The following is a 12,717-nucleotide window of genomic DNA, read 5'->3' on the forward strand; positions in this document are numbered from 1 at the left end:
ACGGCTCCAGTCTTAGAATTGGTAGTCGAAACGGAGATCGACAGTGCGCGGATCGCTCGGCACGGCCATGCCGAAACTGTCGATTGTGATCGGCTGCACCTTGTTCTCCAGGTTCTTCACGCGCGCCGACAAGCTCCAGCTGGCGCCGTCGGGGCGGTAGCCCAGTGTGAAATCGCTGACGGTGCGCGCCGGGATACGGTATTGCAGCAGCTTGCTGGCAACGCTGATGTTGTACGCGGCGCTGCGGCGGGCGTTGATGCCGACGGGGAGCGCGGCGCCGGGCAGGCGGAACGTATGCTCCCAGCCCAGGTTCAACACCGAATGCGGGGCGCGGTCGAGCGGCTCTCCCGCCCACGACGCGACGCCGTTGGGCACGTAGGAAACGTAGTGGGCATCGAGCAGGGTGAGGCCGTATTGGATGCTGTCCAGCGGGGTGGCGCGCACCTGGCCGTCCAGCTCCAGCCCCTTGGCGCTGGCCACGCCGGCATTTTGGGTGAGAAAGCGCGGCGCGCCGGCAACGATCGCGACACTGGACAGTTGCAGGTTACGGTAGTCGTAGTTGAAAACAGCCAGGTTCATGCTGGCGCGATTGCCCCAGAAACGGGCTTTCATGCCAGCTTCCCATGCCTTCAAAGTCTCCGGCTGGTAGAACAGCGTGGCGGCGGGGACAGCGGTGGCCGCCGGGCAGGCAAGGCCGAGCGCGCTCGATCCAGCCAGGCAGCCGTCGTTGAAGCCACCTGACTTGTAGCCGGTGGCGATGCTCGCATAGGCCATTGCCGTGGGCGCCAGGTCGTATTCGGCGCCCAGCTTCCAGGTGGCCTTGTGGCTCGCAAGCGCTGCGTCATTGAGCAGCTTGAAATCGGTGGCTGCGTTGAAGTCCGGCGCCTGCTGGAAGTTGGTCGAGCCGACGCGGGATTTGTCGTCCCTGGTATAGCGCAGGCCGGCCGTGGCGCGCAGGACCGGCGTCACGCTGTAGGTCAGTTGGCCGAAAGCGGCCTTGCTGCGGGCGATGGCCGGGCCGTGTGGGAACACATAATACGGCGGCTGATTGACCAGTTGCAGGTCGCGGAAGACGTATAGCTGATGCGACTCTTCGCTGAAGTAATACAGGCCGCCCTGGGCTTTCAACGGGCCGGCGCCATTGGTCGACAGGCGCAGTTCATGCGAATCCTGCTGCTGCTCGCCGCCGAAGTTTTCATGCACGCCGATTGCCAGCCCCGGCTGGACGCGGTAGTAGAAATTGGCGAGGAAGTCGTGGCGGTTGTTGCGGTGCGAGCCGAGGTAGTTCAGCGTTGCCTGGCCGAGGTCCCAGGACAGTTCGGCGCCGACGCCGCTCATGGTCTTGTGGCCGTAGCCTTGTTCGAGCCGGGTATTGAAGGGCATGAAACCGTTCCTGAGGCGTTCGCTGGTGGCGGCGCCAAACCAGACAGGCTTATTCGCTTCGACACCGCGGAAGAAGTTGGTGTCGGGGACCACCGTGTCGATATTGCCATCCTGCGTAGCACGTTCGGCGCGCAGCAACAGCGAAGCTGAGTTGCCCAGGGCCAGTTTGGCCGAGATGCGCGCGGCGCGGTCGTCACGGTCCTGCCCGAGCCGGTAGCCGGTGCCCTGGCCGTTGCTCAGGTAGCTGTCATGCCTGTTGATTGCGACGGCGGCGCGCAGCGCCAGCACATCGTTGACGGGCACGTTCAGCATGCCCGTCGCCATACGTGAGGCGTAATTGCCTAGCGCAAGGCTGGCCGCGCCTTCCAGCCGCGGTACCGGCGCGTTGCTGATGACATTGACGACGCCGGCCGTGGTGTTGCGGCCATACAGGGTGCCCTGCGGGCCGCGCAGCACTTCAATACGGTCGACGTCGAGGAAGTTGATGGTCTGCGCCTGGGGACGGGCGATATAAATCCCGTCCAGCATAAAGGCGGCGGAGGGATCGCCTTTTTCGGTGGCGTCGGCGTTCGACACCCCGCGGATGGTGATGCGCAGGCCGTCGGCGGCGCCATCCATGTGCACATTGGGCAGGCGCGCGCCGATGGCAGCGGCGTTGTCGATGCCGAGCTTGTCGAGCCGGGCAGCCGTCAGCACCGACATCGCGACGGGTGTGCGCGATTCGGGCGTGGCGACGCGCTGGGCAGTCACAAGGACTTCCGGCAGCTGGTCTTCGGCCTGGCTTTGCGCCATAGCGGGGGCGCAAAGGATGCTGGTAGCGGCGGCGGCCAGCAACGTCGGACGCAACTGCGCCCCTTGGTTCGACATGGTTACCCCTAGTGCCTTGCTTGGTATGATTATTTTGGCAATGTTGCAAACCGTGGCTTGCAAAGATCAAGAGTCTAACAGTTCGTGTTAAAAGGAAATAGATCTATGTAGGCTTTCCCCGACAAGGACACGACCGAAATGCCGATAGCGCGCGGGACGCAACAGGCGAATACTGGGTCAAACCTGACAAGGAAAGGAGTGCATTATGCTTATTCGAAACATTACCATGGCCTGCACCCTGGCTTGCAGCCTCCTCTCGGTGGCAGCGGCGGCCGAGCCGCAGTTCGTCACCGGCGGCGTAGGCCTTGAAGAGCGCGGCCAAATGCTGGCCAGCAAACCCGATTACAACGTGCGCATGACGTTTGCCACGCGCGGCGGCGGCGAATTCCGGTCCGATGTGCAAGTCGAAATCACCGACGCGCATGGCAACGTCAACGTCAACGCCCACGACGCGGGGCCGCTGATGTTCGTCAACCTGGAACCGGGGCGCTACCGCTTGACGCTATCGGCGGCCGACGGCCAGGTCCAGCGCCGCGAGCTGCTGGTGCAGCCGGGGCGGACCAAGGACCTGGTCTTCTACTGGAACGACCCGACTATTGTCCAGTAGTCATCAGCGCATTCAGTGCGCCGTAGTCGAGCGTGAGCTCGTCATCGATGGCGCCGGTTTGCAGGAAGCGTTCCATATAGGCGCGCAGCCGGCCCATCATCACTTCCGCCGGGGCTGAACCGGCGCTCAGGCGGCGTACGCCCAGCTCCTGCAGCCGGGCCGGGGCGGCCAGCTTAGAGCGCGCCAGCACGTTGAGGGGCATGCTCGTGCCTTGGGCCAGGCCGGCGATTTCCGCTTCGTCCGTCACACCCGGCGCGAACAGGCCGCTGGCGCCCGCCGCCTGGTATAAAGCGGCGCGGCGCAGGGTTTCGGCCACGCGTTTGCCAGGTTCGGCCAGGCCGCGCAGATAGACGTCGCAGCGCGCATTGATGAATAGTTGTACGTTTGCGGCGTCGGCGGCCGCGCGGCAAGCGGCGATCTTGCGCGCCAATAGCTCCGGCGCGTCGCCGCCGTCCTCAATATTGATGCCGACCACACCCGCCGCCAGCAGCTGGCTGACGAATTGGCCCACCAGCTCCGGATCGGCGGCGTAGCCGTCTTCGATATCGACCGTCAGCGGCAGCTCGCTGACGCGCACGATGTCGCGTACGGTTTCCAGCAGCAGGGCGGTGGGCAGCTGGGAGCGGTCGGAATAGCCATGGCTCCAGGCGACAGCGGCGCTGCTGGTGGCCAGGGCCTTGGCGCCGCTCAGGGCGGCGATGCGGGCGGTACCACCGTCCCAGCAATTTGCCAGCAGGAGCAGGCCATCCTGGTGCATGGCATGGAATCGGGTGTCGTTGCGCATGTGGTTATTTCCTTAAGATTGAGGAGCAGGCCATTCTGCCACGGTTCCCCAATTCCCGCTTTGGTACAATGCGGGGTTGCCAATTACTCTCGTCACCATAGTGCAAAGCCGCCAACTCTATGTCCGCCTGCTGAAGGAATTCCTCCCCTATAAATGGGTCGCCCTGGTGACCCTGGTCGGCGTGGGCGTGGCTTCGCTGACCGATGTGCTGCTGATCCGCCAGCTGCAGAACGTGGTTGATGCCGTGCAGCCGCACGGCGCGGCGCCGCAGAGCGGTGCGCTGGCCGTGGTGCATGGCTGGCTGGACCAGCTCCTGCCGTCCAAACCGGGCGCTGCGGCGCTGTGGGCGATTCCGGTCCTGATCATGTCGCTGGGCGTGCTGCGCATGGTCAGCACCTTTGCCGGCGACTACGGCTCGGCCTGGCTGACCCAGCGGGTGCAGGCCAATGTACGGGAAAAGATGTTCGGCCGCGTGCTGCGCCTGCCGAACCGCTATTTCGACCAGTCGTCGACCGGCACCACGCTGTCGCGCATCGCCTTCGACGCGACCCAGGTGACGCAGGCCGGCTTGAGCGTGTTCACCATCGCCGTGCGCGACACGGTGGCGGTCATCGGTTTCCTGAGTTCGTTGTTCGATATCGACTGGAAGCTGGCCCTGTTCTGCCTGGTCCTGCTGCCGATGGTGGCGCTGGTGGTGACGCTTGCCGCGCGCCGCATGCGCCGCCTGAGTTCCAGCGCCCAGCATGCCATGGGCGAACTGACGCGCGTGCTCGACGAAAGCATCGGCGGCCAGCGCGTGGTGAAGATTTTCGGCGGCCAGCCTTATGAGCAAAAGCGCTTCGACGCCGTGGTGAAGCTGAACCGCCAGCTGGCCGTCAAGCACGCCTCGACGGCGGCGATGAATTCGGGCCTGATCATGTTGATGGTCGCTGCGACGTTGTCGGCGGTGATTTACTATGCATTGCTGCGTGCGCAAGCGGGCGCGCTGACGCCCGGCGCCTTCGTCGCCTTCATTACCTGCCTGATGTCGATGCAGGGACCGATCAAGAACCTGACCAAGTTGAACGAACCGCTGCAGCGCGGACTGGCGGCGGCCGAATCGGTGTACGGCCTGATCGACGCGCCGATGGAGGCCGATACCGGCACCCGCGGCGCCGATGGCGTCAAAGGCCGCATCGAACTGCAAGCCGTCGGATTCCGCTACAACGAAGACGATACGGAGGCGGCGCCCGCGCTGCGTTCCGTGTCGCTCGATATCGCGGCCGGCGAAACGGTGGCGCTGGTGGGCGGATCAGGCAGCGGCAAGACGACCCTGGCCAGCCTGCTGCCGCGCTTCTACGACGTGGGCAGCGGCCGTATCCTGCTCGACGGTGTCGACCTGCGCGAATACCGCCTGCCGGACCTGCGCAGCCAGATCGCCCTGGTCAGCCAGGACGTGGTGCTGTTCAACGATACGCTGGCGGCCAATATCGCTTATGGCGATCCGGCGCCGGACATGGCGCGTATCGAAGCCGCGGCGCAGGCGGCCTATGCCCACGATTTCATCATGCGCCAGCCGCAGGGCTACCAGACCCAGGTGGGCGAGAATGCCACGCGCCTGTCGGGCGGTCAACGCCAGCGCCTGGCCATTGCGCGCGCCCTGTACAAGGATGCGCCCATCCTGATCCTGGACGAGGCGACCAGTGCGCTGGATACGGAATCGGAGCGCCAAGTGCAGGCGGCGCTGGAAAAACTGATGGCGGGCCGCACCACGGTCGTCATCGCGCACCGCCTGTCCACCATTGAAAACGCCGACCGCATCGTGGTGATGGCGGCCGGCGCGATTGCGGAGCAGGGCAGTCATGAGGCGCTGCTGGCCAAGGGCGGCATTTATGCGCGCCTGTACCAGACGCAGAAGCAGCTGGACCAGTAAGCTTAGAAGGAGTAAACCAGCGTTATCGACGTCTGGGTATCGGTGTTGGCCTTATCGGAAGGCACGCTGCTGTCGTGAATGGCGCTGAAGGCGGCCTTCATGTGCATCGAACCGTTAAGGCGGGCGCTGAGCGAAGTTTCCGCAGTCGAGTGCGCGTTCCAGGCGGCTTTCTCGACAGTCAGCATCTGTGCGAAAGTAGCGCTGTCGCTCATTTTCCAGCGGAAGGCCGCGCGGCCGCGCAGGACCAGGCCCCGTTCCTTTTCGTCGTTGGCGCGTGTGGCGCTGAAAAAGCCCGGACCGAATTCCATGTCGAGGATCTTGTCGTCGGACTGGTACCAGCGCGAGCCGTGACCAACGCCGACGCTGGCGCTGCGCTTGTAAGCGCCGAAGCGGTCTTCGGAAAAGGCGGCCAGGCCGAACAGGGTGGAATTCTCTTCCAGCAGCTTGTAACCGGCTTTGGCGCCGACCTGGTAGCGCTCAGCCGAGCGTTCGGTCGTTTGTTCGCCATTGACACGGGTACGGTCTTGCTTGAAGTAGCCGTTGGCCGTGTATTCGTTGCTGAAGCGGAGGGTGTCCTGCAGGACTTCGAAACGGCCGGTCACCGATGTGCCGGAGGTGTTGCCGCTGGTGGTAATTGCGCCAATTTCGGCGGACAGCATCACGTTGCCAGAATGATCAATATCGTCGTCGGCTGCGAGGGCATTGCCAGCGGCCAGGCCGGAGGCCAGAATCAGGGTAGTCAGGTATTTCATAACTGAATTCTATCAGGGCTCTACAGAATGCGCCCGTTTGAGGCAGCGCAGGACAAAGGTGGAACGGCTGTGGCGGATGCCGGGCAGCTTATACAGCTTGCGGCGAAGAAACTCCTCGTAGCCCGCCGTGCCCGCCACAGCCACCTTGATTAGGTAGTCGTATTCGCCGGTCAGCAGGTAGGCTTCCATGACTTCCGGCAGTTCGGCCAGGGCCAGGCCGAATTTATGCAGCATGTCGTCGTCATGGCGGTCCAGGGTGACTTCGATAATGACGGTGTCGGGCAGGCCGAGCGCCTGTTGGTTGAGCAGTGCGGTATAGCCTTCGATGACGCCGCGCTCTTCCATGGCACGCACACGGTTCCAGCATGGGGTGGTCGACAGGCCGACATTTTCGGCCAGTTTGGTATTGCTTAAACGGCCATCCCGGCGAAGTTCGCGCAGGATTTTGCGGTCCATTTCATCAAGGTGTTCCATGATTTTCGAAAATTGAAGAAGATTCTTCTATTTTACATGGAAACTGAGGCAAACTTTAGATGCCTATTCCGGCCAGCCAGCCGGATAATCCTCACATGAACACCGAACAAAGAACTTTCCGCCTACGCCTCGAACGCTGCTCCGCCATGGATGCGGCAGAGGCGGTGCTGGCGACCCTGCGCCGCGGCGGCGTCCAGCTGCACGCCATGCGCATGGCGCCGGGCGTGCACGGCATGAATCTCGACCTGGATGTGGCGGCCGAGGGCGAAGACGCCCTCGTGCTGGCCCGTATGCGGCTGTGTAACCTGATTGGCGTGCTGAAAATCCGCGTTCACGCGCCAATATAGGCGTATTTGAAGCTGAAGACGATGGCGATCGCCCACACGATGGGTTTCACTTCGCGGAAGCGGCCGGTCAGCAGCTTGAGCGCCGCGTACGTGATGAAACCGAAGGCGATGCCGTGCGCAATCGAATAGGTGAAGGGAATCAGCAGGGCGGTGATGGCGGCCGGGATGCATTCGGTGGTCTCGGCCCAGTCGATGTCGCCCAGGTCGCGCAGCATCAGGCAGGCCACGAACAACAGGGCGGGGGCGGTGGCGTAGGGCGGTACCACGCCGGCCAGCGGCGCGATGAAGAGAGCCGCCAGGAACAGCAGGGCCACCACCAGCGCGGTCAGGCCGGTGCGGCCGCCGGCCTGGACGCCCGATGCGCTTTCCAGGTAGGCGGTGGTGCTTGACGTGCCGAGGATCGAACCGGCCACGATGGCGGTGCTGTCGGCCAGCAGGGCCTTGTTCAGGCGTTCCATCTTGCCGCTGACCAGCAGGCCAGCCCGGCTTGCCACGCCCATCAGGGTGCCGGTGGCGTCGAACAGTTCGACCAGGAAGAAGACCAGCACCACATTCAGCACGCCGACGCCAAGCGCGCCGGGGACGTCGAGCTTGAGAAAAGTGGCATTCAGCGACGGCGGTGCGGAGAACACGCCGTGAAAGGTGTTCCCGCCAAAGAAGAAGCTCAATGCCGTCACGGCCATGATGCCGATCAGGATGGCGCCCTTCACGCGCAGGCGGTCCAGCGTCACGATCAGAAGGAAGCCGACAACGGCCAGCAGCGCCGGCGGCTTGTGCAGGTCGCCGACGGTGACCATGGTTTTCGGATTGGCCATCACGATGCCGGCGCTTTTCAGCGCGATCAGGCCCAGGAAAAGTCCCAGGCCGACGGTAATGGCGATGCGCAGCGAACGGGGAATGCCGTTGACGATCGCTTCGCGCAGTCCCAGCACGCTAACCACCAGGAACAGGCAGCCGGAGATGAATACGGCGCCCAGCGCCACCGGCCAAGCGATGCCCATGCCAAGCACCACCGCGTAGGCAAAGTAGGCATTCAAGCCCATGCCGGGCGCCATGCCGATCGGGTAGTTTGCGTACAGCGCCATGATGATGGTGCCAAGCGCCGCCGCCAGGCAGGTGGCGACGAAGACCGCGTCTTTTGGCAGGCCGGCGTCGCCAAGGATGGCGGGATTGACGAAGATGATATAGGCCATGGTCAGGAAGGTGGTGATCCCGGCCACCACCTCCGTGCGCACATCGCTGCCGGCTTCCTTAAGTTTGAATAATTTTTCTACGATGGACACGGCGTCTCCCCGATTTGACATACGGGCGAGCATACCATCATGGCAAGCTTAAAGCGGCGGCAATGTCCTGCCAGGCAACATATTTGAAGTTCTGCGCGCCGTCCGGAAGGCGCTTGTAGCCGTCCTGCACCACCAGCATGCCGCGCGCGAAGCGGCCGCCGAGATTGGCGGATGTGACATCCAGGCCGTCGGTCTCCGATGCGCCGTCGATGCCCGCGCCTGGATTCATGCCGATGCGAAAGCTGCCCCGGATGCGGTGCGGCGGCGCCGCGTCCGCCACGACGTAGCTGTTGCTGCCCTGGCTGGAGACGACCAGGTAGCTGGCCTTGGCGCCATGGTAGATCGCCATGCCTTCGACATCGGCGCGCAGGGGCCCGCCAACCTGCATCACCAATTTCGGCTCGGCCTTGTTGTCGGCGCGGGCGTCGATGGTCCACACACCGCGCTTCTCCTCGCCGGCAAACAGGCGGGCGTTGCGGTCGTCGGCGACGCAGCCCTCCGGCTGGCTCGCCAACCTGAAACGGCGCACGATGCTGGCTGTGAATGCGCCGGCCTTGCGGCCGATGCGGTATTGAAGATAGCTGCCGTCCTTATCGTTGATAAAGGCACTGAGTCCGCCGCCTTCAGGCTGGTACAGGCAGATGCCGTAGATGCGCTCCAGCGGGGTTGGGAAGCGGGCCGCTTCCGCCACTGTGCCGGCGGTGTCGATGGTATACAGCACCAGCGAGTTCTCGTCACGCTGGGTGGCGGCGGCGAGGTCGAAGGACTTGCCGTCGATCCTTACTGCCTGGCGCAGGTCGACGTTGTTCAGGCGCCCTGATTCAAGCATCTGCGTCTGGCGTCCCTGCAAATCATAGACGTGCAAGCCCTGTTTCTTGTTGGTGCCAAGCACCCGGCCCTGGCCCGGATTGCGGCGGTCGATCCAAATGGCCGGGTCGTCGGCGGCATCGCCGAGGCGCGGCATCGACTCCGTTTGCACCCGCGGCTGGACGAAAACCGCCGGCGGCAAGTCGCGCTGCAGGGTGATTTCCTGGCGGCCGTTCCCTGACCGGTCGACCAAGGCGACGCCGGCGGGGGCAGGGACTAGTACCGGTGTGCCATCCTCGCCGGCTGGCAGGCTGCCGTACGGCGCGGCCAGTGCCAACGCGCGGCGCGAGGGTGGCGCTTCGGCTTCGGCGTTATAGGCCCAGACGCCCATGCCCTTTTCGGCGAGCACGAGGGTCGCGCTGGCGTCGTGCACCAGGCATTGGGCGCTATGCGGCGGAAGGGCGAGCTTGCGCACCAGTTGCGGGCGGCCGCCGGGTGGCGGCAGCAGCCATTGCTCCGCCTGGCCGTCTTTTCCGGCGAGGAAGGCATGCAGCAGGCCCTGGCCGTCGCGGTAAAGGCAGGATGCTTCGGGGGCGATGGCCGAGCCGTCAATCTGTGCTTGCGCAGCCAGGGTGCCTGCGGAGGTGTCGACGGCGACGGTCATCGCACGTTCGGTATTGGCATCGACTACCAGGGCAAGGCCGTCGCGGTAGTCGAGGTGACGGCCGCGGATCGGCATGCTGGCCAGTTCGGCGCCGTCGGCGGAGCGCAGTCGCAGCGCATGCTTGTCCAGGATAAGCGCGGCGCCGCCCGACAATGCAATGGTTTCGGCCGACCATGCCCGCAAGGCGCAGGCGAGCAGCAGGGATAAGAAAGTCAGGCGGCGCATCAGAACACGCTCGCTTTCAGGGCCAGTTTGTAAGTGCGGCCGTATTGCTCGTATTGCGCGTTGTGCCGCTTCACTCCTTGGTAGACATAGTACTTCTCGTTATTCAGGTTGCCGATGTCGAAGGTGAGCTGGATGCCTTTGGAAAACTGCCAGCCAAGCGAGAAGTCGACTTGCTTCTGGGTGTCGACGATGCGGTCCTGGGCTGGGTTCAGGATGTCCGATCCCAGCTCCAGCAGGTAGGGTGACTTGTAATTGACTGCGATGCGGGTGCTGAGCGGGCCCGCCTCATAACCGATGGACAGGTTCATCACGCGGTCGGATTGGCCGGGCATGGAAATGCGGCGCGACACCATCGCGCCGGCTTTGTTGTCGAAACGGGCGACACCGGCGCGGGAATCGGTCAACGCGCCGTTTGCGCCAACCAGCAGGCCGTTGAATGGGGCTGGCAGCATGCGCAGCGGCTGTTGCCAGGATAGCTCGATGCCCTTGACCTTGGCCCTGTCGCCGTTGGCATAGGTGGTCGCCGTCGTGAATCCTGCCCACTGGCCGCTACCTGCCAGGTTGGTGGTGTAAGTGAAATCCTTGATGTCCTTGTAGAACAGATAGGCCGATACAGCGCCGTCGCTGCCGATGACGCGCTCCACGCCAAGGTCAAAGTTGTGCGACTTGAGCGGATTCAAGTCCGGGTTGCCGATGGTGGCTTCGGTGGCGCTGGCCAACGCCACGCCCGGCGCCAGCTGGCTGAAATTGGCGCGTACCACGGAGTTGGTCCAGGCGCCGCGCAGGCTGGTCTCACGGTCCAGGTCATAACGCAGTTGCAGCGAGGGCAGCCAGTTGGTGTAGGAGCGGCCGCGCTGCAGCGGCGTAATGGTGCCGCCGCTGGCGCGCACGCCGGCGGCGTCGAAGTCCGTGCGTTCGGCGCGCACTCCCGCCAGCAGGCGCCAGTCGCCATGCGACAGCGTGTCCTGGAAATACGCCGAATTGATATCTTCATTCAGGGTGAAATCGTTGATGGCCGATTCGCTTGCCAGGCGGGCCGGGTCGCGCGCAAGGCCCGCAACACGCGCGCGGATGGCCGTTGGGTCGAGGGCCGCGCCGATGGGGGCGAAGGGATAGTCGAGCTGGTGGCCCTGCACGAAGGATGCCATCGACAGTGAGCCGGGAACGGCCTTGGCGGCGTAGCTCCACTGGTTGGTGTCGTTGGTTTTTTCTCGGCGGCTGGCTTTGGCGCCAAACTTGACGGCCGAACGCAGCTCGCCGAGACCGAATTCATGTCCCAGGTCGAATTTCAAGTGGCGCTCGGTGTCTTTCGAATAACGCTGCTGCAGGGTGATGGCGTTCAGGCTGTAGCTGCCGGGATCGTAGGCGGCCGGCGGCGCCTGGAGGGCAGGGCGCTCGCTGTTGGTGAAGCTGATGTCCTTGAAGTTGGCGTTGCCGCGGAAACGGCCGTCGTTCAGGGCCTCCGGCGTGTCTTCATCGGCTTTGCTGCGGCCGGCCTGCACGTCCAGTTTCCAGTCGCCCAGGGTTTGCTGGGTGCCGAGGACCAGGGACTCGATCTCCTGGGTGAATTTGCGCTGGCGCAGGCGGCGCTCGAGGCGGGCGCTGGCCGGCACGCCTTCCCACAAGGCACCGCCGCTGGCATTGCTGACCGTCATACGGTCGCGCACCTCGTCGTCGCTAAAGCGGCTCAGGAAGCTGCGCAGGAACCAGGCGTTGCCGGCCTGCGGGCGGTAGTCGAGGTTCAGTGCCGCGGCGCGGCGCGCGCGTACCGGCAGGTAGTCGCGCATTTCAAAGCCAGACAGGCGGTCACCGTCCCAGGCGCCGCCGGTTTCCGCATTTTCCGAACCGAACTTGCGCTTCTCCGCGCTGATGCCGACGGCCACGCCGAATTTGCCCCCGCCGAAACGGCTGGCCCACAGCAGGCCGGCGCTTGGGCTGTTCCGGCCAGTGTTCTGGTCGTGCGAGGCCGCGGCATTCATCGACAACAGGGAGCCCGGCAAGTCGAAGGCGGACAGCGACTTGACTTCCACTGTGGCGCCAAGCGAACTGGCGTCCATGGCCGGCGTCAGGGTCTTGGTCACTTCGAGCGAGCGAATCAGGCCGGCCGGCAGCACATCCAGCGCCACGGCGCGGCGGCCCGCTTCCGGCGACGGTACCAGCGCGCCGTTGATGGTCACGGCATTCAGGTCGGGGCCAAGGCCGCGCACCGTGACGTAGCGGCCTTCGCCCTGATCGCGCTGGACCGAAACGCCGGGCAGGCGGGCCAAGGCTTCGGCGGCGTTTTTGTCGGGCAGGTTGCCGATGTCGTCGCTGCTCAGGACGCTGACGATATTGTCGGCCTTGTCCTGCGCCGCGATCGATTTGGCTTGCACGGCGCGCTGTCCGGTGACCACCACGGCGCCAGCCAGGGAAGCATCGGCGGCATCGGCCGCGCCAGCGTTGGCAAGGGTGAGCGAGGCAGCGGCAAATGCCGTCAGGCGCAGGGCGCGCGGAACTTGGTTCTTCATCGAGTATTCTGGTGGGAGTGAAAGAATGGAGCGCATTATGTGAACGCCGCATGACAAGCCGGTTACGCCGCCGTGAGCCGAAATGACCCGGCGCCGGTCACGATG

The 12,717-nt window shown here is 64.4% G+C and carries 10 protein-coding genes; 3 read left to right on the plus strand and 7 right to left on the minus strand.

The features are described 5' to 3' along the window. Positions 1-12 precede the first annotated feature (12 nt). The gene (locus tag H597_RS0127915) at positions 13-2,250 is read right to left on the minus strand and encodes a TonB-dependent receptor (protein ID WP_083941327.1); all 2,238 of its coding nucleotides are present in this window, start codon (positions 2,248-2,250) and stop codon (positions 13-15) included. Positions 2,251-2,455: 205 nt separating this feature from the next. On the opposite strand from H597_RS0127915, the gene H597_RS0127920 reads away from it, so the two are divergent. Then, positions 2,456-2,857, plus strand: coding sequence for a hypothetical protein (locus H597_RS0127920; protein ID WP_028105029.1), 402 nt, complete (start codon positions 2,456-2,458; stop codon positions 2,855-2,857). Here H597_RS0127920 and H597_RS0127925 read toward each other — a convergent pair. Next, positions 2,844-3,641 (minus strand): isocitrate lyase/PEP mutase family protein, encoded by a 798-nt coding sequence (locus H597_RS0127925; protein ID WP_028105030.1) that lies wholly within the window; start codon positions 3,639-3,641, stop codon positions 2,844-2,846. The genes H597_RS0127920 and H597_RS0127925 overlap by 14 nt on opposite strands. Before the next feature lie 100 nt (positions 3,642-3,741). Between H597_RS0127925 and msbA the strand changes: the two genes are divergently transcribed. Continuing rightward, the gene (gene msbA / locus H597_RS0127930) at positions 3,742-5,553 is read left to right on the plus strand and encodes a lipid A export permease/ATP-binding protein MsbA (RefSeq protein WP_035375412.1); all 1,812 of its coding nucleotides are present in this window, start codon (positions 3,742-3,744) and stop codon (positions 5,551-5,553) included. 2 nt (positions 5,554-5,555) lie between these two features. Here the strand turns inward: msbA and H597_RS0127935 are convergent, their stop codons facing one another. Then, positions 5,556-6,305, minus strand: coding sequence for a DUF481 domain-containing protein (locus H597_RS0127935; RefSeq protein ID WP_028105032.1), 750 nt, complete (start codon positions 6,303-6,305; stop codon positions 5,556-5,558). A gap of 12 nt (positions 6,306-6,317) precedes the next feature. Further along, positions 6,318-6,779 carry an Lrp/AsnC family transcriptional regulator gene (locus H597_RS0127940; protein ID WP_028105033.1) on the minus strand — a complete coding sequence of 154 codons (462 nt, stop codon included), beginning with the start codon at positions 6,777-6,779 and terminating at the stop codon, positions 6,318-6,320. 95 nt (positions 6,780-6,874) lie between these two features. Here H597_RS0127940 and H597_RS0127945 point away from each other — a divergent pair, with 95 nt between their 5' ends. Further along, positions 6,875-7,126, plus strand: coding sequence for an ACT domain-containing protein (locus H597_RS0127945; protein WP_028105034.1), 252 nt, complete (start codon positions 6,875-6,877; stop codon positions 7,124-7,126). On the opposite strand, the gene H597_RS0127950 is transcribed toward H597_RS0127945, so the two are convergent. The 3 genes from H597_RS0127950 to H597_RS0127960 are packed head-to-tail and all read right to left on the minus strand — an operon-like array spanning position 7,111 to position 12,612. Continuing rightward, complete coding sequence (locus H597_RS0127950) at positions 7,111-8,430, minus strand: NCS2 family permease (RefSeq protein ID WP_035375441.1); 1,320 nt, start codon at positions 8,428-8,430, stop codon at positions 7,111-7,113. The two genes, H597_RS0127945 and H597_RS0127950, sit on opposite strands and share 16 nt — an antisense overlap. Before the next feature lie 16 nt (positions 8,431-8,446). Then, on the minus strand, positions 8,447-10,105 hold the full coding sequence (locus H597_RS32740) for a phytase (RefSeq protein ID WP_035375414.1): 1,659 nt from the start codon (positions 10,103-10,105) through the stop codon (positions 8,447-8,449). Then, a complete protein-coding gene (locus H597_RS0127960; RefSeq protein WP_035375415.1) occupies positions 10,105-12,612 on the minus strand; it encodes a TonB-dependent receptor in 2,508 nt (835 codons plus the stop codon). Before H597_RS0127960 ends, H597_RS32740 begins: the two co-directional genes overlap by 1 nt. Between the last annotated feature and the right edge of the window lie 105 nt (positions 12,613-12,717).

Source organism: Pseudoduganella violaceinigra DSM 15887, from assembly GCF_000425385.1.
Lineage (GTDB): Bacteria > Pseudomonadota > Gammaproteobacteria > Burkholderiales > Burkholderiaceae_D > Rugamonas > Rugamonas violaceinigra.